Source organism: Pseudonocardia sp. OZ21, assembly GCF_059359135.1.
Window position 1 is genome coordinate 114,460 of record NZ_JCADBN010000015.1, and the last position, 24,805, is coordinate 139,264.

Annotated in this window: 2 protein-coding genes; one reads left to right on the top strand and one right to left on the bottom strand. The window is 73.8% G+C overall.

Annotation, left to right across the window (positions count from 1 at the left end; translation table 11 throughout):
* Nucleotides 1–638: 638 nt before the first annotated feature.
* Nucleotides 639–1,151 (bottom strand): hypothetical protein, encoded by a 513-nt coding sequence (locus tag AC5L35_RS28935; RefSeq protein ID WP_495062880.1) that lies wholly within the window; start codon nucleotides 1,149–1,151, stop codon nucleotides 639–641.
* On the opposite strand from AC5L35_RS28935, the gene AC5L35_RS28940 reads away from it, so the two are divergent.
* The gene (locus AC5L35_RS28940; protein WP_495062881.1) at nucleotides 1,108–24,732 is read left to right on the top strand and encodes a preprotein translocase subunit SecA; all 23,625 of its coding nucleotides are present in this window, start codon (nucleotides 1,108–1,110) and stop codon (nucleotides 24,730–24,732) included. The two genes, AC5L35_RS28935 and AC5L35_RS28940, sit on opposite strands and share 44 nt — an antisense overlap.
* The last annotated feature ends 73 nt before the right edge of the window (nucleotides 24,733–24,805 follow it).

Here is a 24,805-nt window from a genome sequence, read left to right on the forward strand (position 1 = left end):
TAGCTCCGGTGTTCCGGGACGGCGAGCGGCACAATGCCGGTAACGGTCGTACCGGCAGGGTTCGTGATGGGCCGACGGGATTCCCGGACCCGTTGTCTGTGGGTCGAACTCCGTCGCTCTCGCCGAGTCGCCGCGGAAAGCTCCGGAGCCACGACGAGCACGGCTGCGGTGCTGTCGGCTCCCGGGTGCTGACGATCCCTGCTCGAACGCCTGCTCCGCGGAGTGTCCCATCCACTCACGTCCCGGCGGTGCAGAACCGCCGGGCGTCGGTCGTCGGCACTGTCGACGGCGTCGCCGCCGGACGTCCGGACGGTGAAGATCCCGGAAACGGATCTCGTCAACCGCGTGTCGCTTCTGGTACCGTCGCGCCAGCTTCGATCTTCGGGTCGGGGTGGCAGAGGCAGTCATCGTCAGTTGCTGACGTTGCGCAACGGGCTGTGGCTCGCCACTGCGGAGGCTGCTGGGCGTGACGACAACCGTCCGGCTGCGGGTCGCTGCCTCAGGCGCGACGTGTCACCTCCCTGGCTTTTCTGCGCGTACTCGTGATCTCGTGATATCTGCGTTCGTGTTCCTCCCCGACGCACCCCCGTTCCTCTCCGCGATCTCCTGGAGTCGTATCCCATGCGCTGGCACCCTGTTCACGACGGTGAGGCCCCTGGCCTCGCCGTGCGTGTCGGTGCCTCCGTGCGGCTGCGGCTGTCGCCTCTGGAGCGGTTGTTCATCGTGCTGCGGTGGACGTTCGGATTGGCGGGCGCGGTCGTGGTGCTGTGGACGGGAGCCGCGTTCCTCGCGGCGTCGCCCGCGGCCGCCGCGGTGGCGGTTCCGGTGGTGGCTGCACAGCAGGGCGCGTCGAAGGGAGGCAGCAGCAAGCCCTCTGGCGGTAAGAACGGTTCGGATTCGTCGAGCGGTGAGAAGAAGAAGCCGGACGAGAAGAAGCCGGCGACGACGTCCGGTGGGAAGAAGACCGAGGCGGCATCAACCCCGAATGCGCAGAAGGCGTCCACGAAGAAGTCGGATGACGGGAAGCCTGCGACCGACGCGAAGACGTCGTCCGCGAAGGGTTCCGAGAAGAAGGCCGGTTCCGAGAAGCCGGCCAAGAAGGCGACCGTGACGGCTTCGAAGAAGAAGTCCGACGCCGAGAAGCCGGCCAAGAAGGCGACCGTGACGGACTCGGAGAAGAAGTCCGACGCCGAGAAGCCGGCCACGACAGCTGTCCCCACGACGAAGAAGGCGAAGCCCGCCGCTGAGAAGTCCGAGGCGAAGTCGGGCACGCAGCCGAAGAAGGCGCCGAAGAAGGCGAAGCCCGCGGTCGAGCCGGGGACGAAGTCCGGCACTGCGAAGAAGCCCGCGTCCCGGGCGACGAACGCCGACGCCGACAACGAGCGCGCGAAGACAGCCCCGGCGAAGGCAGGCAAGGTCGACGGCAAGGCGGGAAAGGCCGGCACCACGGCGCCGGCTCAGAAGGTCACCGATAAGGCAGGAAAGGTCAAGAAGGCCGGTGTCGCATCGGCTGACGGAGCCACGACCACGAAGCGCTCGGCGTCCGAGCAGCGCGCCGATCTCGCGGCGGCTGTCTCCGCCGCGCTCGGGGATCGCGCCGGCGCCAGCACCGGTCGGGCGGACGCACAGAAGGTTCGCGATCTCGTGGGCAAGGCGGTGCGGGAGCACCTCGGCGCAGCGGACGCACGGGCGCCGCGCACCGAGCAGAAGGCGGGCGTCCGGGGCCCGGCCGCCCGCGACGGGGAGGTCGCCCGTGCGGTGGGCAAGGCCGTGCAGGCCGCGGCGGGCAGGTCGGGTCTCTCCGAGGCCGAGATCCGCCGGGCGGCGCGGACCGTGGTGCAGCACGCCGTGGCGGCGCGCGACGGCAAGCGATCGGTCGGTACGGCAGCGGCCGACGCCGTGGTGCGCACGGCGCTGCTCGGCACCGCGGCGGCCGGCAAGCACCTCGCGGCGGACGTCGTGGTCCCGGAGCGGGCCGACTCGACGCTCTGCGCCGCCGGTGCCGGCCGCAGCTGTGTGACGAGCCTCCCGCGCTCCCGCGAGCTGTCGGCGGCCACGTCCCGTGGGCCGCCGAGTGGGCACGGGGCACAGCGGTACGACGGCCGGTGGCGCTCCGGTGGCGACTCCGCCGAGCAGACCGAGCGGGTGCTCGAGGGTCGGATCGAGCTGGACAAGAGCAAGTCCCGGCTGGCGGCCGAGGAGAAGAAGGTCACCGCAGGCACGGTGACGAAGGCCGCGCACGCGAAGAACGTCGCCGCGCACGAGAAGCTGGCCGAGCAGGTCGCGGCCGATCGGGACGAGCTGGACCCGGAGCGGGTCGAGCTGGTCGACGAGGTGGTCGACGGGCACCGGCAGCTCGACGAGCGCGAGAAGCAGCTGACGGCCGAGGAGAAGAAGGTCGCGGCAGGCACGGTCACGAAGAAGACGCACGACAAGAACGTCGCGAAGTTCGAGGCGCAGCGCGACGAGGTGTACGAAGCCACCGACGAGCTGATGGCGGCCACCGACCACGACGCCGGTCTCGTGCCGGAGGACGGGTTGCGGGGCGAGGGCTCCGTGTCCGGGTGCGGGTCGAGCGGGGTGTTCGTCGAGTGCGGCTCGGTGAGCGAGAACGCCGACGGGAAGCGGGACCAGGACCGGTGCGTGGCGCTGTCCGGGGTGTCGTCCGGGTGCGGCGTGCAGACGAAGTCCGGCGAGAACGAGGGTTCGGCGTCCTGCGTGCTGAGCGGGGCCGACCAGGGCTGCGGCAGCAGCGCCTCGAGCACGAACGCCGATGGCGAGAAGTCCACCGCCTCGGCACGGTGCTCGGGAGACGCGCGCGAGTGCGGTCAGCACAGCCTGGCGTCCCCCGACGGCGCCGCCACGGCGTGCCGTACGGGCGGCGGGGCGTGCCAGGGCGAGACCACCGGTCCGGAACGGGCCGGCGCGGGACCGACACCCGACAGAACCGCGGCGAAGGCCTCCTGCACCGGCCCGTGTGACCTCACCGGCTACGCCGACTCGTCCGGTGCGCGAGCCGACTGCCACACGGACGCGGGAGCGTGCGACAGCAGCAGCACCGGCAATGCCGACGACCGCAACACCCAGGCTCGTCTCGTCGCTGCCGACCGGACCACGGACGAGGGTGAGGGTCGCGGCCAGGGCAGCGGAACGGCGAAGTGCACGGCGGCGACCGGCGGCTGCGGCACGTCCACCGCGGTCGACGTCGGCGACCGCCGGACGGCGGGTCGGACCACGGCCGACGCCGAGGTCACCTGCGGCGACGACCCCACCGGGTGCACGGGCACCGCCACCACGAAGACCGACGCCGGGCACGAGGCGGCCGGCCAGGACACCGCTGCCGCGCCGGCGGCCGGCACGGCTGCGGCCGCCCGGCCCGCGACGGCCACGAACGCGACCGCGAACTGCGCCGTCGAGGCGGGCGGCTGCCGTGCCCACAGTGGCTCCGAGGCGGGCGGCGAGCACGGCATCCGGGGCGACAGCGAGGCCACCGCGGACGTCGACTGCGGCGCCACCGGATGCGCCGGCTCGGGTGCGGCCGGCACCGGTGGGAAGGCCACCGGCGTCCGGGCCGGCGCCGCTCGGGAGAGCAGCGGCTCGGCCACCTGTGAGTCCACCGGCGGGGCCTGCGAGGCCCGCAGCTCCACCGAGCTGGACAGCGGCGTGGATGTGCAGGAGCAGAACCGCTGGGCACGCCTGACGGGCGGCGCCGCCGACGTCGCGCCCGCCGTGCTGACCGACGGTGACTCGACGGCCTCCAGCTCGGCCGCGGCGAGCGTCGACTGCGCGGACGCCCCGGGCTGCACCGGCAAGGCCACCACGGCAACGAACGGGAAGGTCACCGGCGCCGCCGCCGCGGGCACCCCGGCGGCGGTGCGCACGACCAGCGCGTCCTCCTCCTGCGAGGCCACGGCCGGCCGGTGCGGCACCGAGGTCGGCTCCGAGGTCGGCGACCGCGCCGCCGACTCCGCGCCGTCGTTGCTCGCGGCCGGAACGACCGAGCCGGCGGCCCGGCAGCTCGCCGCGTCGAGCCGCGCCGGTGCGCAGGTCGACTGCGCGAGCGCCGAGTGCCGCGGTTCCGCCGCGAGCACCACCTCGGGTGCGGCGTCGGGAGACGTCACGGGCGTGCGGGAGAGCACGGGCTCCTCGAACTGCACCGCGCACGGGGCCGGTGGCACCTGCACCACGTCCACCGACACCACGGTCGCCGACCGCGACCCGGCGTCGGCCACCGCCCGCGCCGCCGGTGGTGCGGCAGCGGTGTCGGGCCCCGTGAGTGTCTCGAACGCCAGTGCCTCCGTGGAGTGCTCGGGCGGTACCGGGGCGTGCGGCGGCACCGCCGGCTCGTCGACGAGCGCGCGGGACACGGCGGTGTCCCCCCACGCCCGCGGCACGAAGGCCGCTGCCGACTGCACCGTGACCGGTGGGGGCTGCGCCGGAAGCACCAGCTCGGCCGCCTCCAGCGCCCCCGACTTCGTGGCCACCGACCCGGTCACCGGCCTGCCGCTGGCGGGCCAGCCGACCAGCGGGCCGTCGTCGATGTCGTCGTCCAGCGCGAGCCTGGACTGCGCGGCCGGGGCCACCTGCTCGGGCACCGTGCACACCAGCACCGGCGCCTGGGACGGCGCGGTCAACGGTGGAACGCCGCGCACGTCCACCGGCACGGCCGCCTGCACGGGTGGCACCGCCGGCTGTGAGGTGCGGTCGGTGTCGAACGCCTCCACCGGGCCGGGCGCCGCGCTCGCCCTCACCGGTGAGCCGCGGCAGCAGGCCGGCGTGGGGCGGACCGGCGAGGCGCAGCCGGTGGCCCGCAAGACCAACACGGCCCGGCTCCCGGCCGGCCCGTCGGCGGCCTCGGCCGCGGGCGCGGCCCTGTCGTGCGAGGGGCAGGACACCTGCACCGGGCGGGTGTCGAGTGCCGCCACCGCCACCGACCCGTCGGTGTCGCCGGATCCGCGTGGTTCGCACAGCGAGGGCTCCTGCGAGGGCGTCACGGGCGGCGTGTGCCAGGCGGTCACGAACTCCGGTGCCTCGTCCGGGCCGGACGCCAACGTCATCGCGCCGCTGGTGCAGGCCCGCTCCACGTCGAACGCCACCGTCAGCTCCGGCACCACCGGCCCGGCCGAGGAGCCGACCCCGGCCGACGACCGGCGGGGAAGCACGCCGGGCCGGGACCAGCCGGCCACCCCGCCCGCACCGACCGCCCCGGGCTCGAGCGCGAACTCCGGTGGTCCCACGGTGCCCGGCGCGTCCAGCTGGACGATGGCGTCGGCCACCCTCGACTGCGCCGGAAGCGCCACCGGCTGCACCGGCACCGCTCGCAGTTCCGCGTCCGGCAGCGACGGCCCCAGCATCCTGAACGGTGGCGGCGGGGCGCGTGGTCCTCCGGAGGGTGCGTCCAGCACCAGTGCGAGCTGTGCCGGCGGTCGGAGCGACTGCCAGGCGCGGACCAGCTCCACCGCGGGATCCGGCCAGGTCGTGGCCGACATCATCGCGGAACAGCAGAACAGCACCGCCGAGCAGATGGCCGGACAGGCCGAGCAGGCGGAGCAGGACGCCGCCGACGCCGCGCGCACCGCGAGGCAGGCGGGTGCCACCGACGAGCAGAAGAAGACCGCAGCCGACGCTGTGCAGGCAGCCGCCGAGGCGCGGAAGACCGCCACCGACGCAGCCGAACTGGCCGCGCGACCGGTGACGAACGCGCCGGCGACCCTGGCCCAGTCGTCCGCGGCCGCGCAGTGCGCAGGCCCTGGTTGCACGGCGAGGACCACCGGCGCCACGTCCGGTCTCGCAGGCGACTCGCGCACCGAGGCGAGCTGCTCCGCCGCTGAGGGCGGGTGCGCAGTGGCTAGTGACGCCGCAGCCGTGGTCGTCCGCAACGCCGGGCAGACGCAGGGCGCGAAGCCCCGGCCGATCCCCGGCTACACCGGCAACGGGCAGACCAACTCCATGGTCAGCTGCCCGGAGGCCGGCTGCACCGGCAGCGTGACCGGCACCACCGGCGCGACCGCCGGGCCGAGCGGCAGGCAGAGCCGCAGCACCGCAACCGGCACCACCCGCTGCGACGGCACCACGGCGTGCCAGGCGCAGATCACCGCGGGTTCGAGCGTCACAGCGGCCGCCGCCGAGGTGGACGGGGCGAGCCGCTTCGCCACCACCAGCGCGTTCGTGGCCGCCACGTGTGACAACGGCAGCGAGGCGGGCTGCGCGACCCGCACCTCGTCCACCACGGAGGCGACGGCAGCGGCCCGCGCCGCGGTGCGTGCCACCGCCACGGCGACGTGCGCGGCGGCGGGTGGCTGCCAGTCGGCCACCGGCGGGTTCGTCGCGAACGGCAGTGCCGAGGTCACCGGCACCTGCGCCGGCACCGGGTGCCGGACGCACACCGAGGGCGCCGCCACGGCAGCGGCTCCGGGTGGGACGAACCGCGCGGCGTCGCGCACCGACTGCACCGCGGGCGCGAACGGACAGTGCGCAGGGGCCAGCCAGGTCGGAGCGTCCGCGGCGGGGGCCCAGGCCTCGGCGACCTGCCAGGCCGGCGCGGGCTCCACCTGCCGGCGCACCTTCTCGGCGTCGAGCGACGCGTCGAGCTCCACCGGGGGCAACCGGGCCACCGCGAGTGCCGGCTGCGGGACGAGCGGCGGCACCGGCACCGGGTGGTGTGCCACGAGCGCCATGGCCCGGACCGCCGCAGGCAGCGCATTGGCCGCGGCGGAGTGCCAGGGGAGCGAGGGTACGGGGTGCTCCTACCGCTTCCGGGCGCGCAGCGTCGCCTCCGCCGGCGCTGCCGGGGCGAGCGCCCGGGCAACCGCCTCCGGATCGGGATCGGGGACCTTCGGTGGCGGATACGTCGCGACCAACGCGGCCGCCGCGGCGCGGCCCGGCAGCGCGCAGGCCTCGGCGTCCTGCACCGGCAGCGCCGGTGTCCGCTGTAGCCACTCCTACAGCGCGCGCGCCAGCGGATCCGCGGCGTATGGCGGCAACAGGGCGAGCGCGAGCGCGTCCGGCTCCGGGGTCGGTGGCAAGGGCACCGGTGGGGTGGCGGTGTCGGCGCACGCGTCGGCGGGGCCGGGGTACGCGTCGGCGAGCGCGTCGTGTGGCGGCGCGGCGAACTGCCGCTACTCCTACTCGGCCACCGCGTCGGGCTCGGCCTCGTACGACGACGGCACGCACCGCAGCTCGGCGCACGCCTACGCGCGCGGATCGGGCGGCGGCACCGGCTCGGGCGGCGGCGGAGTGTCGGTATACGCGCAGGCCCGAGCAGGCAAGGGGTACGCGAGCGCGGCAGCGGGCTGCAGTGGAGTGTCGAACTGCTCGGCCGGCTACTCCAGCCACGCGACGGCGTCGAAGACGGTGGGAGGCCAGCACGGCGAGGCATCGTCGCACTGCTCGGGCGGCGGTTCGGGCGGATCCTGCGGGTCGTACGCCACCGTCGAGGTCGACTCCGAGCACGCGGTGGCCCAGGCGGCCTGCTCGGGCACCGGGTCCTGTTCCACACACTTCGCGACGAGATCGGCGTCCTCCGGCTCCGGCCCCGGCATCAGCGGAGACGCCGGGGCGAACTGCTCCGGTGGCGGCGCATCGGGCGGGTACTGCGCGACGGGCTCCAAGGCCACCTACGACGAGGCGACCGGCACGCTCCAGCTGTCCTCGTACTGCGGTACCTCGAACGGCAGCTGCAGCAGGTACGCCAACCTGGACATCGACGAGTCCTCCCCGGACAGGTCGATGACCGGACAAGGACGGGTCCGCTGCTCCGGCGGGGAAGGCTCCTGCGGGATCGTCGGGGTGGCCAAGTACTACGAGGCGTCAAAGGACAAGGCCGGCAACGCGGTCCCGCCGACGCTGGTGATCGGCACCGGCTGCGAGACGGAGGGTGGTGGGTCGTGCACGCAGAACTCGCGCGCTGACGCGACGATCACCTCTCAGGACGGTGCGATCACCGGCACGGCGACCTCGGTGTGCGCGGGCACGACGGGATCGTGTTCCACGGTCGTGGCCGGCGGGTTCAACCCGAAGACCGGGCAGATCGACGCCTACTCCGACTGCCAGGCCAAGGGTGCCGGCGCGTGCAGCAGGTCCGAGGCGCACATCAAGGGCCGGGTGTCCGGGCCGGGCGTCGCCGAACCGGGCGCTCCCGAGCAGGGCACCGTCGACGGCAACGGCCACTCCGACTGCGTGAAAACCTCCGGTGTGTGCTCGGTGTCGGGCACCTTCACCTACCACGCCGCGCAGTGGAAGACGGACGAGAAGGGCAACCAGGAGTACCTCAAGGACAAGAACGGCGAGTTCGTCACCGACGCGGACGGCAAGAAGATCAAGGTTGCCGTCCCGGCCTTGGTGAACGTCCAGACCAGCTGTTACCCCGAGGGCTCGCACTGCAGCCAGCAGGCGCGTGTCTCCGGCCTCGTGGACCAGCGCAGCGACAACGAGACCCACAAGGGCACTGCCGTCGCCGAATGCTCCGGCACCTCGGGGGCGTGCAACCTCACCGGGTCGGTTGCCTACAACCCGGAGAACGGCCGGGTGGAGGCGTTCACCGACTGCACGGGCCGGGGGGCCGCCGCCTGCACCCGCTCGGAGACCCACACCTCGGCCTGGGCCGGGTCACCGGACGGCAAGCTGCGCGGCGACGGCAAGGGCGACTGCGCGCAGACCAGCGGGAGCTGCTCCTCGGTGGCGATCGCCAAGTACTACCCGGAGTTCACGAAGTACCCGCCGAAATGCACCAGCCCGCACGGATGTTTCCAGGCGCGTCCGACGACGATCCCGGAGCACGTGGTGTCCGGTGCCGGGTGCGACTTCGGTGCGAGCGATGCCGCCTCGGCATGCAGCTACAGCTTCTCGGCCAGCGGGAACAGGAAGGCCACCGGAGACGACGGCAGGCTGACTGCCGACGCGATGGGCAACTGCTCCGACTCCGGTTCCACGGGCTCCGGCTCGTGCACGCTGGCGGCGGCCGCCACGGTGGATGCCGAGCACCACAAGGCCGACGCCGTGGCCTGGTGCGAGGGCAGCGAGGGCGTGAGCTGCTCGTACTCCGCGAAGACCACAGCCGACCACGAGTCGGGCAAGAACAACGCCGAGTCGGAGAAGAGCTGCGGTAGCGCCACCTCCACGGGCACCTGCTTCCTCAGCGTGAGTGCGTTCACCGCGGGTGGGGACGACGAGCGGCAGGGCCAGGCGATCGCGTCCGGGTCCTGCACCGACTCCAACACGACATGCGCCGGAGAGTTCCGCACCCACGTCGACTCCAACCGCGACACCCTGTCGGACTGCCACTCCTCCGGCAACGGGCTGTGCTTCGGTTTCGCAACCGCGAAGTCCGCCAAGTCCGGAGGCGAGATCGAGGACGGCGGCACGCTCTCCCTGCACTCCAAGGCGCCTGGCCGGGAGGAGAACAAGGAGTGCTCCTCTACCTCGCCGTGTGGTGGCGAGCAGTGGGTCGAGGAGATGGACGGCAAGTACGTCGTCCTCGATCTCGAGACCGAGAAGTCTGCCGGGGGCTTCTTCAAGAACCTCGCCCGGGACGGCGGCTCCGTCGTCGTGCACGCGGTGCCTGGTTTCGTCTCGGCCGTCGGGACCGAGGTGAAGAGCTGGGTCACCCGCGAGGAGTTGGGAGACGGCCTTGCGGGGTATGCCGAGCACCGGCCGTTCACCGGTGGGATCGCCCAGGGCGCTGTCGGCTTCTACGACCGGTGGCTGAACGACGGCGGCAGCTGGGAGAAGATCGGCGACGACTACTACTTCACGCCGGTGTCGACGCTGCTGGAGGACGTCGGCACCGTGGCGCTGGTCGCCGCCGGGGCCGGGGCGATCATCAAGGGCGTCTCGTTGGGCGCCAAGGGCGCCGGTGCGGCCGCTGCCCGAGCGACGGCGACCTCCGGGATACGCGGTGCGCTGGCCTCCGTCGGGCGGTCGGCCGGACGCGCCGCGCCGGCCCTGAACACCGTCGGCACCGGAGTGCTCAAGGCTTCCCTGGTGGGCGGCAATGTCGCCATGGCCCCTCTGAAGCTGAACTTCATGGCCGGGCGATTCGTCGTCGGCCAGGTGGCGAGTCACGTACTCCCACGTCTCGGGAACCGGGCGGTGGCCGGTTCTGCCACCGCGCTGAGCCGAGGCGTCGCGGCGTTCGAGAGGGGCCGACCCGCTACCGGGATGAACTACCTGGGCGCCGCCGGCATGCTGGGTCGCGCGGGGAGCGTGCTCGAGACCGCCGCTTACGTCGGCGGCGTCATCCGACAAGGCGGCGTTCTCGGCCGGGGCACCCGGAAGGGGTACGTCCCCGGCCTGATCGGCACCGTGCGCGCCTACAACACTCTCGGCCTGCCCTTCGGTCGCGCCGTCACCGCCGCGGAACTGAGCACCGCCCGCAACAACGCATCTGTCAGCGCCGGGGCCGTCGACGCCTTCGGCCCGGCCGGCCCGCGGAGCCCGCTCGGCCGCGTCGTGGGCACCGAAGCGGCCAACGCTCTCCGGCAGAACGCCATCGACAAGGCCTACAACGTCGTCCAGTTCGACCGGCTCATGAGAGGCGGGAGCAGCGTCCGCTCCGGCGCGGACGCCACTCCGGCTCAACGAATCGGCAGCGGGCAGCCGATCGTCCGGTCCACCACCGTCGAGGAGCTGACCCCCGCGCAGCTGTCCCAGCGGTCCGGGGTGCCTCTCGATGAGATCACCGGCGCGGGCTGCCGTGGCTTGTGCGTCATCGAAACCGCCAACCGCGACATCGTCAATCGCGACGTCGCAGCCAAGGGCGGTCCGGCCGACCTGATCCTCTACACCCACAACGGGCGCATCTACGTCGACGCTCGGGTCCTGGCCGCGCTGCGCGAGGGCCGCCTGACCTCCGAGGCGTTCACCGGAGTGATCCGCAACCAGCTCGATGAGCTGAGCCGTGGCGACCGGTCCCACCAGGGTTTGCACCCCTTGCCCGACCTGACTCCGCTTGCCGGCGACGTCGCCGCGGCCGACCGGAGCGGTGCCCGGTCCGGGCAGCCCGGTCAGCAGGGCGGCGGGACCAACGGCCAGAACCCGGGGCCGCGCGGGCCCGACCAGAACCCGACCCAGCCGGTACCCCCGGCCCCCGTGCCCACCGGCGAGCGGGTCGGGGGCGGGACACGACCGAAGAGCTCCGGCGGCGGATCCGACCCACTTCCGGGAGAGCCGGGCACCAGCGGTGGGCCGCGACTGCCTCCGGACGAGTCGGCGTCCGCATCGACCCGAACTGGTCACCCCACGAAGCTCGACCCCGCTGCAGGCGAGCTGAACCTGCCACCGCCTGGGCAGGACGTGACGAAACCAGCGGACACCAACTCCGCCGGCACTGTCCGGAACACGTCCGGTCCTGAAGGTCCGCGAGGCGCGGCGGCGTCCGAGCGGCCCATCCAGGCGGGTGAGGGCACGTCGACACCGGTCCGTACGCAGGATGCGTTCACGCCCGAGGTCGCCGAGGTCCACACCTTCTGGGAGAGGTTCCGACGCGTCACGGACGAGCATCTGGCGGACATCTTCGGGCAGCTCGCCGACCAGGTTCGCAGCGGCAAGCGCACTGTCCGAGAGGCCGCCATCGAGTGCACGGCGCTGGCGTGTGAGGCCTCCCGTCGAAACGGAAAGGAGCCGCGTGACGACCAGGTAGCCGGAGCTCTCGCTCTCGTCCGCGAGGACGTCATCGAGATGCTCACCGGTGAGGGCAAGACACTTACCGGATCACTCGCGGTCATCGTCCGCAGCCTGGACGCACGCGATGCCCGAGGTCGTCCGGCCACGGGCAAGGGGGCGCAGTGGCTGACGCTGAACGAGAAACTCGTCACGGACGCTGTCGCCGAGGTCAAGCCGATCGCTGAGCGGCTCGGCCTGACCGTCGATGTCGTGGTGCCCAACCGCTCGCCCCTGGGCAAGGGGGAGGCGTACCGCGCCGACATCTCCGTCGGCATGGTCAGTGAGTACGTGTTCGACGCACTCCGGGGCCGCGACGGCCCGGGACGCCCGGTCCATCAGAACCGTGGCGGGTACCGGCTGCTCGACGAGGTCGACCAGGTTCTGCTCGACGAGGCGTTGACGCCGTACGTGCTCGCCACGGCGGCCAAGAACGGCAAGACGCCGGTGGCCGATCTGGCGTGGTCGGCCCATGTCGCCGCGAAGCTGCAGCCGCGCAGCGGAACCGTCCCCGGCCACTACGCCATCGGACGCAACGGGGTGCGGCTCACCGAGGAAGGCCTCAGGTTCGTCGGTTCCCTGCCCGAGGGCCGCGACCTGACCGCGCGGAGAAACAGGCCGCTCGTCCGGCGCATCGAGAACGCGCTGGCCTTCGACCTGATCGTCAAGCGCGACGTCCAGTACATCCGCGAGGGCGACCGCATCGTCATCGTCGACAAGCACGGCCAGCGGCTGGACGGGCGCCGCTGGAACAACGGGCTGCACGAGGCCATCGAGTACGCCGAGGGCGTCACGGTGGGCAGGCCCACCCGGGTGGCCGACTCGATGACCATCGTCGGCTTCCTCGGCAAGCGCCCGTTCGCCGGGATGACCGGTACCGCAGGTGGCATGCAGGGGCGCGCCGCTTTCGCCCAGCACTACGGCAAGGACGTGGTGCACATCGAGCCGCACAAGGGCATGAACCGGCTCAACTCGACGCTCGACTACCTGACCGCGAAGCAGAAGTGGGACGGCGTCTTCCAGGACGTCGTCGACACGGTCCAGACCGGGCGTCCGGTGCTGGTGGTGGCCGGATCGATCCTCGATGCCGTCCGGTTCTCGTGGCGGCTGCGGGATGCCGGTATCGCGCACGACCTGCTCACCGCCAAGACCTCAGCCGCGCGGGAGGGTCGGATCATCGCCGGCGCCGGACGCCGGGGCCAGGTGACGGTGGCCACGAACCGGGCCGGCCGGGGAATCGACATCAGGCTCGGTGGTGACGTCGAGTTCGTCGCCAGGGGGATCGTGCACCGGGAGCATCCTGGCCTCGCATCCAGTGACCCCGCGCTCTACAAGGCGCGGCTGAACGCGGCGCGCATCGAGGCAGCGGACCTGGTCAGGGCGGCGCACGCCGCGCTCGACGAGGCCGGCGGCCTCCACGTCGTGCTCACCGAGTTCCCCGAGTCGTACCGGATCGAGATGCAGGCCCGTGGCCGCGCCGGCCGCCAGGGCGACAAGGGCACCTCGCGGCTGCACCGCTCGCTGGAAGACCGGATCCTGCAGCAGCCCGGACGGGCTGAGTTCGCCCCTCGCCGTACGGTCGAGGAAGCCCCCGTGGCCCGGCTGGACGCCGCAGGCGTGAACGCGCTGTTCGCGCTGGCCCGCTACGAGGCCGAGCTGACCGCCCGCTACGTGCAGGGCGCCGGCCGGTCGAGCCGGGTGGCTGGGCAGTCCCTGTGGAACTGGGGGCGCCAGGGCAGCAAGCCTGCCAAGACGGTGCTCGCACCGACGGACGTCACCGGGTTGCCCGGGACGCCGGCCAACCCCGCCGGGATCGACCTGCCGTGGCTGGCCGCCGCGCGGCTCGGACACGACATCCCGGGGCTGACCGAGGGGCAGAACCAGCGGCTGCGCGATCTCGTCAACCGCTACGAGGTGGAGAACCACACCACCGGGCAGGAGCGCGTGTATGCCGCTGAGGTCGCGGACCTCATCCCCGCCCGCTCGTTCCAGCCCTACCGGTACACCGAGTCGGACCTGGCCAACCTGGCTGCGCAGCTGCGGACCCAGCGGGAGCTGAACCAGCAGGCACCCGCGAGCCACGGCGGTCCGGACAGGCAGGATGTGGCGGGGCAGGTGCTGGCCATCCTCGCGGGGACGGGTCAAGGCGAGACACCGGCGCGGGGTACCGCCGTCCCCGCCATACCAGGCGCCACCGAGCCCGCGCTGCGCCACGAGCTGGAGCGGTTGAGCGATGGCAGCGCGCCCGAGCAGGTGGTCCGGGACATCCTGGAGCTCGCGGCCCGCGGCGGGATCACCGCGGACGAGCTGCGCGGACTGCTCGCCGTGGGCCGATGGGACGGCCAGGCCCGCCCCGCACAGGCGATCGGCCAGTTCGCCGCGAAGCACGGTCTGGACTGGAGCAAGGGCACCAAGCAGCGGTTCCGGGCCGCCCTGCGAGACCTGCCGGAGGACGGTGCGCGGACACCGGTCCGGGCGGACGTCGGGGTTGCGGCGGGGTCGCTGGAAGTGCTGCTGCTCCGCGCGATGGCGGGACAGCAGCGGCGGCCGGTCGATGAGCTGACCGCCGAGCTCCCGTGGTGGCTGCCGGGCAGCTGGCGGGCCGCGGTGATCGAACGGATCAAGCACGGCGGCGTCGACGGTTTCCGCTACGGGGAGCGGACGGTCAGTGGCACGGTGACCGGGTACGTGCAGCGCACGGCGCCTGCAGCGCAGCAGCCCGGGCAGCGGGGCGAGGGCCGCGGATGGCTGCGCACCGCGCTGGTGACGGTGGCCGCCGCCGCACCTGCGGGTGGGGTGCTCGCGCTGCTCGGCGTCACGAGCGCGGCGGCGCTGACCGGCGGGGCTGCGGTCGCCGCGGTGGTCGCGGTCGCCGTCGGGGCCTACCGGTACGTCCGGGAGAGCCGTGGGCCCCCGCCGTTCACCACCACTCTCGTCAGCACGATGGTGGTGCTGACCACCGGCCTGGGTGTGGCTGGTGTGGGACCGGTCGCCGTCGGGACGGCGACGGCTGGAGCGATGCTGGGTAGCGCCGTGGTGCGGTGGCTGCCTGGTGTGGTCGCCGCGGTGCGGCAGCGGGGCTCGGTGCTCGGCGGGCTGGCCGCGGACGCGGCGCTGACCGGCGGTGGGCCGGTGTCCAGGGCCGCCGCGCGGCTCCGCGTGCTGCACGAAGTGCGTGGTGGTCTCGCGGCGGCGCAGGCGGCGGTCGCGGCGGCTCGGCAGCGGGTGGTGGACGACCGCGCGCTGGTGGCCGACTACGCGACGCAGCTCGACAGCGCGCTGCTCGGGGGCATCCGGTGGCTGCTCAACCCGCCGAACGGGACGGTGCGCGGCGCTCGGTACCGGGCGGCCGTCGCGACGGCGCTCGGTGTGCCGAGGGCGCTCGTGGACTCGATCGCGCTCGACCCCGCCATCCCGGTCGACACGCCGCCGGCGATCGGCGGGGAGGCCGACCGGTTCCAGAGCTTCCGGATCGACCTCGGCCTGGTGCGCACCGCGGTCCAGGGCAGGCGGTCGGCGCTCGAGAAGGCCGAGGTGCGGCTGACGGAGGGCATCGCTGCCGCGCGGGCTGCGGCAGAGGCCGGCCCGGCCGTCGCCGCGGCCACCGGGCAGCGCGCGCTGCGGGAGCTGGCCGTGATCGGCCGCGGTTCCGTCTCCCCATGGTCCGCGCGGCGCGTCGAGGGCCTGGTGGCGGCGGGCGGTGGCGGATCGGGTGGTGGTGGCACGCCGGGTGCGGCCGGTGTTCCGGCTGGCGGTCAGCAGGGCTCGGCGCTCGCCGCGGCAGGCACCGCTCGGCCGGCCACCGCGCCCGTGGTGCGCAGCGGGACCGAGGCGAACTCGATTCGCGGTCCTCCGTCGCTGGAGCGGCTGCGCCGGTTCGGCCCCGGCCGGACGCTGCGGAACGCGCTCGTCGCGCAGGAAGAGCTGCGGACACGACTCGCGACGGCGGACGGCAGGCTGCGGGACGTCCTGCGGGAGAACCGCGAGCTGCGGAGCGCGTTCGAGGAGCAGGCCGGAGGGTTGCGCGCCGTCGTGGACGGCTCGGCCGCGACCGTGCCCGCCGACCGGACGACGCGGCTGGCGCGGTCGAACGACGAGCTCGCCGCTGCGCTCGACGAGCGCAGGCATGCGGAGGCCGATCTCGCCGGGCAGCTGGCCGTCGCGGTGCGCACGGCGGGCGCCGCCGGGATGCAGCACGAGCTGCTGGTTGCCGTCACCGGGCTCGGTGGCGACACGATCTCGATGCTGACCGGTCCGTGGCGGGGCGACCCCGAGCGCTTCGCGCGGGTCGACGCCGTGAACAGCCGGTTGATGCGCTGGTTCAACCGGGGCGCCGAGTTCGGCCTGCCCGACGGGCGGTCCGTGACCGCCGGCTGGCTGCGCGAGCAGCTCGGCGACAAGGGCCGGTTCCTGGTGGTGATCGGCGACGACGGTGCCGTCACGCTGGTCGGACGCAACCGCACGGCGCACTACGACCTGTCCGACGGCCACTTCCACCCGGCGGGCTACGACCACTCCCGGCCGCCGCGTGTCGCGGGGTTGATGACGTGGCTGCGCGCGGCAGGGCACCAGGGCGTGGTGACGTTCCACTTCATCCCGCAGCACGGCAAGGGCTTCGCCCCGCTCGGCGCGACGTTCTACTACCTGGTCAACAGCGTGCTCAACGTCGCGCTGTGGGCGCGCACGCCGATGCTGCAGATGTGGGGCGTCTTCTCCGACGTCCGGCTGGCCCACGAGGTCAGGGCGCTGGCGCCCGAGGACCGCTGGCGAGCGGTCGTCGGGGCCACCGGCGCCCGGATGGACATCCCCGGCGCGCTGGCCTACATGCGGCTGTTCACGCTGCTCAACCCGGACGTCGCAGGGATGATCGGGGAGACCACGATCGCCAAGGAGGCGGTCACCCGGCTGCTGGGCCCGCAGGCGATCCACGCGGTCAACCCGGTGTGGCGGGCGCAGATCGACCGGCTCGTCGCCGCCGCGGGTCTCGTCCGCACCGCGGTCTCCGACGGCCGGGTCGCTGCCACCGACCTCCCGGCGGCGCTGCGGACGATGGTCACCGGCGGTGCCGAGCGGGATCCCGCGCACCTGCTGCCCGTGCTGCTGGGCAACGTCGACGCCGTCCGCTCCCTGCTGAACGCATCCGGGCAGGGCGACGCGGCCCGGGCGCTGCTGACCGCGCGGGAGCTGCGCAGGCTCGACGTCTACAACCCGCACCTGCGCGAGCTGTTCGAGGCCGTGCAGGAGCAGGGCCACGTGATCGTGGTGCACAACGACTTCGGCCTCGCCCGGATCCTGGAGGACTTCCGGTACGGGGCCGAGCGGCCCGACGGCCGGTACGGGATGCCGCTGCTGTCACTGCTGCGCGAGTACCCGGGCGCGACGGTGATCCTGGCCCATCTGGGCATGGGCAAGTTCACCCAGCCCACGCCCGGCTACATCCGGATGTGGCGGCGCATCCTCTCCGACCCGGGCCTGCGCCACGTCTCGACCGACATCTCGTGGAACGAGGTGGCGCGCCACCTGCGCAGCACGCGGGAGATCACCGACGCGTTCATCGACCTGGCCCGCCACCACCACGACCGGATCGTCTACGGCACCGACGCGGTGAAGCCGGAGTCGCTGGCCCAGTACTTCCGTCAGATCCACGACCTCGACCCGGTGCTCGACCGGATCCGCAAGGAGGTCGGTGTCGAGGCCTGGTCGAACATCCGGCACGCCAACTTGGAGCGCCTGCTGGCCGCGGCCCGCCGCGACGTGCAGCAGTGGGCCTACGTCCAGCTGCAGTCCGGGCTCTGGGACGAGGTGCTGGCGGAGGTCCCGGCCGGGCACCGGCGGACCATCGACGCCTGGAAGGTGCGTTACGCGCTCGAGCGTGACGAGAACATGCTCGCGCGGCCGGACTCCGCGGTGCGGGTGGTCGGTCCCGGTGCCTGGAGGAACCCGGCCGGCGAGGCCACCGGTCAGCTGCGCAACCTCCTGCGCTGGCACAACGCGGTCACCCCCGAGGCGGTCGACGGCACGAGACTGATCACCCGGAAGCTGCTGGTCGCGTCGCTGCAGGCGGCGGTGGAGGACCACCAGCGGGCCCGTGCGCGGCGGCTGGCGGAGCGGCTCGAGGGGCGCGGGTCGCCGCGGGCGCACGACACCGCGGCGCTCGGCCTGGTCGATGCGGCGGGCGCGCCGTACACGGTCGACGCGCTGGTGGCGGCCGACCAGGCCGGGCGGGCCCTCGACGATCCGGCGACGACGCGCCTGGTGCTGGACGAGGTACAGCGCACCCAGCTCGCCCAGGACATCGCCGACCGCGAGATGAGCAGGCAGCGCACGCGCTTCCTCGTCAAGGCCGCGGTCGGCGCCGTGGCGGTCGGCGCGGTGATCGCGGTCGGCCTCCCGCTGCTGCAGGTCACCGCGGTGGCCAGCTACGCGGCGTTCGCCCTTCGCGGTGCGCTGACCCTCTACCGCACGGCCTACTCCCAGCAGATCCGCGTCATGATCGAGTCGGTCCTGGAGCGTGACCAGTTCGACCCGAACACCATCGAGCAGCTGATCGCGAAGACCCGCAAGTACGCGGTGCTCAGTGGGACGGGCCCGGTCCGCATGAAGCGGCTCGACCGGACCACCGACGCGTTCCGCGCCGAGATCGCGCAGATCGCCGAGGAATGGGACGCCGTCACCCGCAGTGGAACGGGGTCGGCCGCGGACATCCAGCTCCTGCGCGACCGTGCGCTCGCGGCGTTCTCGGTGATGCTGGACCGGGTCGGGGTCCACTCCGGCATGCAGTACCAGTCGTACCCGTCGATCTCCGCGGACGCCGGGGTGCTCGGCCGGGTGGTCAACGTCGCCCTTGCCGCGACCTACGTCCTGCACTTCACGTGGCACTGGCAGTCGGCTGCCGCCGGCAACGGGCTGGACTTCTGGGTGAACGCCGTCTACGCGGTCACCGACCTGCTGTTCTTCCTCCCCGCGATCGCCTCGGTGGTCACCGGCTTCGCGGGCAAGGACGTCGCGAGCCACCACCCACTCGCGCGCAAGCTCGTCCATCTGCTCGGGCTGCCGATCATCACCGTGGCCAACGCCCTGCTGACCGTGCAGCTCGTCCTCGATCCGGACAAGCTGCTGCTGGTCGGCCCCGCGGTGGTGGTCACCGCCGCCACCGCCTACCTGACGAAGCTCGGTCTCGCCGTCGAGCTCGGCCTCGGCCGCATCGCCCCACGCAAGGGCGCATGGGCCAACGCCGCACTCGCCGGCGGGCTCGTCGGGTTCGGCCTGGTCGGCCTGCTGCCCGCCCACCTGCCTGCCGTGATGTTCGGGTTCGTCGGGGTCGGTGCTCTCCTCCTGGGCATGTCGAAGATCGACACCTGGCTCAGCAGGCGGGCGAGGGGACCGCCTGCGGTGTCGTCCCGACCGCAGCGGGCCGCGACGGCTGCTGACCTGGACCGCATCGCCGCCGAGGCGATCGTTCACCCCGACGGCATCGGGGTCGTGCTGGCGCCGCCCGGCGACCCGCTCCGGGCGTTCGCGCTCGAGCTGCGGGTCGGGACGGGTGACGTCGTCGTCGTTGTCCACGCCGATGCGCGCGGCGCCTACTACCCGGCTGGGGAGGCCGATCTGCGGTTGAGCCCGGCTCAGCTCGCCCAGCTCCTGGAGGGGCTCGACCCGCTCGTCCGGTGGCGCGCGCAACCCGACGGGCCGTCGCAGCTGGTGCTCTGCGCGTGCTCTGCCGCGTCCGCGCCGGACTCCGGGATGCCGGAGCTGTCGGTGCGGCTGGGGATGCCGGTGGTGGGACCGTCGACGACGGTGCTGGTGCACCGGGCGGGGCGGCACGGGGCGCGGGTGGAGACCGCGGGCGGCTGGCAGCGGGTCGACGGATCGGCCCCGATGGAACCCACAGCTGCCCCGCTCGCGCTCGTGCGGCCGAAGGCGGCACCGGGTGCCCGACGTCTCGGGCCGCCGGGTGTCCGGATACCGATCGCACCGCGGGCGCCGCCCGTATCAGCGGGCGACGCGGCGTCGCAGGCGCTGCAGGCTGTCGTCGGCGAGGCGATCGCCCGGCGGGGTGGCAAGGAGCTGAGCAGGGCAGACGGGCGGCAGGCGTTCCTCGCCGACCCCGCCGGCTATCTGGAGCGGACGGGTTGGGTCAAGGCGGCCGCCGGTGACGTCGTCGAGGTGCTCGCCGCTCCGATGCTGGCCGAGCTCGCCCACCGGGACGGCCACGAGCTGCTGAAGAACGTGCAGCTGGAGTACCGGAAGGCATCAGGTGCCAACGCGGGCCCAGTCGACGAGCTCGACTTCCTGGTCCTCGACGCGACGACCGGCCCGGTGCGTTCCATCAGTGCCAAGTCGAGCCCCGGCGCGTTCAACAGGCGCACGGAGTTCCGCAAGCTGGTGAACCTCACGCGCGCGATCCCGACCGGATCGCCGGAGCTGCTGCGCGAGTGGATCGGGAACCAGAAGGCGAAGCGCAGCGCGAGGTGGCTCGCCGAGGTCGTGGACGTCACCGTCCGGTGGGAGGGCTCGGGGGCGCCGATCACGCTGGAGGAGTTCCGCCGGAACCACGTCAGGGGCGCGGACGAGCGCCAGGTGGTGATCGAGGCCGTCACGCCGGCCGGCGCGGAAGCGCCGGGATACCGGCTCGCCCAGACCCGTGAGCAGATCCGGACCGAGATCGAGGCGGCGATCCGCAGGTTCGTCGCGCCGAGCGCCGACGGCGGCCCGCGCGGCGGCATGCTGGCCGTCGAGGACCTCGGCGAGGATGTGACTCGGGCCGTGCTGCACGTCCTGCGCCTGCTCGCGCCGCGGATGCGTCCGCTGGACCCGACGCGTTTCCCCCACCTGCCCCGCGGTCCTCCGGAGTCGGCGCCCGTCGTCCTGCTGGACGCCGACCCGGCCATGGTCGCGGCGCTGGTGGAGGCCGGGATCCCCGACCCCCGCCGGTCGTTCGTCGCCTTCGGCTGGGTGGAGCCCGCGGTCCCGGTCGCCGCCGATGGCGTGATCGTGGTGTTCCGCCACCGGCTCACGGAGCTCGACGCCCTCATCGGCCAGGGGCGCCTGCCCGCATCGTGGTACGCCCGGCTGCTCGCCTACGAGACCGGGTTCCGCATCCACGGCAACGCGGCCCTCGACGGCGAGAGCCGCTCCGTCGTCGCGTCCGGGCTCCTGCGCGACCTCGAGGACGCGCGCCGGGCGCAGCGGCCCGGATCCGCGACGGCCGCGAGCGCGGGTACCCGCCCGGACGGGTATTCGGCCGGCCCGGCAGCGCCCGCTCCCCGGACGGCCGCCACGCCGGCCGCGGCGGCCGACGCCCCACGGCTCGACCCGCCGGGCGTGCGGCTGCCGATCACCCCGCGCGCACCGCCCGCCCGCAGCACGGTCGAAGCGGACGCCGCCGCTGTCGAGGGACTGCTGACCGCCCGGCAGTGGGCGTTCGTCACCGCCCGGATCTCCGCGGCCGGGGGCGAGACCCTCGCGAAGTCGCGGAAGCAGCGTGCCGCGTTCGCAGCCGACCCCCGCGAGTTCGTGCGCACGAACAAGTGGGCAGGCGTGGTGCGCGGGGACGTGGTCGAGGAGCTGGCCCGTCCCGGCCTGGAGGAGCTGGCGGCGGCCAGCGGTGAGCGACTGCTGGCGAACGTCACGATCAACCCGGTCACGGCGAAGGGCGGGCGGCTCGGCGACCTCGACGAGCTCGACTTCGTGCTCGTCAGGGACGGGACACCGACCCGCTACATCAGCGCCAAGTCGAACCAGCGGAACTTCTCGAGGGGCGACGACCTCGAGAAGGTGTGGAAGCTCTTCCGCGACGTCCCGGCAGGCTCCCGGCCCGAGGAGCTCCGGGAGTACCTCGCGGGGACGAACTCGTACGGGAGGGACGCGATCGCCGGGGCCGTCGGCGTCGAGGTGTCGTGGCTGGAGGGCGGCGAGCGGAAGGTCGCCACGCTCGCCGCCTTCCGGGAGACGTTCAGCCCACCGGCCGATCTGGCGGACTTCGCGGTGGAGCTGCTCGCGCCGGCCGGGTCCACCCGCGCCACCCACCAGCTCCACCTGACGCTCGACCAGGTCAACGATGTGCTGGCGGGCGGGATCAGTCGCCATCTCGAGGCAGCCGGGCTCACCGGCCCGGACGACCGGACACGGGGTGCCCACGGGAACACCGCGCTGTCCGTCGCAGGCCTCGTGGGAGGCCTGTCAGGTCTGGTACTCGTACTCGGACGTCCGAGTACCGCTGCCGCCGCGTCCGTCCCGACCGGACCCTCGACGCTCTCCGCCGGAGCGGGCGATCACGCCTGGCTCGACGGCCTCGTCGGTTCGCCTGTGGTCACCGTGGCCGCCCTGGTCGGCGGTGCGGTGGTTGCCGGGGTCGTCGTCCGTGCGGTGCGCGAACGGATCCGGCGCGCCGCCGATGATCCCCGGCACGGGCTCGCGGCGATGCTCCACGACGTCGAGGAGGCGCGCCTGCGCCTCGCCGGCGGCGGCCCCGGTCAGGGAGCGATGGCGCTGGGACTGATGTCGGATGCGGAGCGCGGTCTCGTCCTGCTCGGCAGGCGGTTGTCGGGGCCGGCGGGTCGGGTGCAGTCCCCGCGATGGCGGCGCGCGCGGACCGCGGCGATCGGCGCTGCGCACCAGGAGATCGCGGCGGCCCGCCGCGCCGCGGCGTTGCCCGCCCTCGTGCAGCGCGCGGCCGAACCGGGAGCGGCGTTCTGGGAGCAGGCCTGGACGGTCGTCGGGGAGCAGGAGGTGCTGGCACGCGGGCCGGTCGGCGGGGCGCGGTGGCGTCGGCACCTGCTGGAGCTGCTGGCCCCCGCCTGGGCGCGCCCGACGGTGCCGACCGGGGACTGGTCCTTCCTCGACCGGCACGGACCGGCGGCAGCGGAGGTCGGCGACCGGCTGGCGGTGGCGCTCGCGACCGCGCTCATCGAGCCGGACCTCCCCGCACCTGCCGCCCAGCTGCGCCTGCTCGACGGGGTCGCCCATGGGCTCGCCGCCGCCGTCGTCGAGCTGGACAGCGCGCGCGATGGACGGGGGTACGACCGCGCGGCGGTGGGGCGGCTGGCCGTGGTCGAGCTCGGCGTGACGGCGCTGCGCGTACTGCACGAGCAGGGGGTGCCCCCGGGTGTGAGGGCAGTCGAGAGGGTCGCGGCAGCGCGGCAGGTGCTTGCCGACCCGCTGGTCCAGCAGGAGCTGAGGGACCAGCGTGTCGTCCTGCGGCCCCGGTACGACCGGCCTGCCCATCGGGAGGTGGCGGCCTGGACACGGGACGTGCTCGTCACGCTGGTGCCGGTGCCCACCGACCGGCCGGGACGCGCCGAGGGTGAGGCGGTGGAGAAGCCCAGTCGGCACGGCTTCGACGCCGGCACCGCCGGCCCCGTCGGCGGGCCGTGGTGGCCGGGGAGGCGCGCGGCGCTGGACGGGCTGCGCGCGGCGCTGCGCCGTGCCGAGGCGGTGCTGGCGGAGGCGGCGGCTGCCGAGTCGGAGGCACTGGTCGCGGGCCGGCATGCGGAGGCGGCGCTGCGGCAGTGGGAGCACGATGCCGCCCGGGCCGAGCAGGCCGAGCTGGTCCGGATGGCCGCTCTCGGTGCCCTCATGCCCGGCGGTGACGGCGGCGGGGGCGCGGTCGCGGTGGGTGGGATGGACGGCCCGACGCGCGACGTGGTGGCCGGGCGGTTGCCGGACGCGTTGCCGAACGCCCGTCCGTTGTCCGGGGAGGAGTACCCGAACCTGGCGCGGGGCCCGCCGGAGGCTGTGGCGTTGGTTCGGATCACAGAGGACGACCTCGGCGACGGCGGTGCCCTGATCGCCTTCGGCCTGCGCGACCGCACGCACGCCCCGGAGGGCGTGATCGTCGTGCTCAGCGCGGTCGCACGCGTCGTCGAGCGGCTGATCGGGGTCGACCCGGCGTTCGCGGACTGGTGGGCCAGGCTGTTACGCCACGAGCTCGGCTTCCACATCGACGGCGACGAGCACACCGGCCACCGCCACGACCGCGACGCCGCCGCGCTCGCCGGGGAGCTGCTGCGCACACTGGAGGGCGTGCTGGCCGGCCACCCGGTCCTCGCGGCACTGGGCCTCGGCCCCCTCCCGGTGGCGGCCGCTCACCCGGCCGTCCGGTACGGCGACCACTTCGGCAACCCCGGCTTCCGGGCGTCCGACGAGGACCGTCGCCGTTACCTGGCGGATCCGCCGATCCCGGCCCGGATGGACGCGCTGATCCATCGCGCGGTCGACGAGCTGGGCGAGGTCGTCGACAACATCCCGCGGGCAGAGGTGCACGCGATGCTCGTCTACCTCACGACCCGGTACGCCGAGCCCAACGCGGCGCTGCGGTCCGGCGACGTCGCGCAGCTCGCCCACTACGAGGCGTTCATCCGGGTGGCCGCGTCCGGCTTCAACCAGCTGCACGCCGCCGCGGACGTGACCAGCTACCGCGGAATCGCGCTCTCCCAGAGCGCCATCGCCGACCTGGCACGAACCCACCCGGTGGGTGGACTGGTCGTCGACCCCGGGTTCGTCAGCACCGAGCTGCCCGATCCCCGGCCAGGCTCGGGGTCGGTGGATCCGGCCAGCGGCCTGCGCACGAGCTACTACCTCGAGAGTCCGGTCACGATCGAGGTCCGGTCCCGTACCGGGCGGGACTCCTGGTGGTTGATGCGGGTCATCACCGGCACCCGGTTCCATGAGCTGACCTTCGTCCCCGGCTCCACGTTCCTGGTCCGCGACCTGCGGATCACCCGCGGGCCGGGCGGTGTCGCGCGGGCGCACATCGTCTGGGAGGACGTCAGCCACCTGCGTCCGGCGGGCGACGAGCAGCTGCACGATCTGCACGCCCGGCTGATCGGGGAGCTCACCGCGCTGCGGGACCTGATCGCACCCGGCGAGCGCCGGGAGGGTCGACCGGCGCGGACACCCGCGCTCGACATCGTCGAGGCCCTGCTCACCGCTCGCGCCACTGCTCCGCTCGGGAACCGACCGGACTGCACGGAGTGCGGAGAAACGGGCGACGTGGGCAGCCTGTTCTGCGAGAACTGCGGCGCGACGCTGCCCGATCCGGGCGGCGCGACCGTGATCGGGCCGCACGGGTAGAGCGTCCACCGCCCCCTGCGGTCGGGCCGCCGCATCGATGCCGGCGGCCCAACCGACAGGACCTGTTGCACGC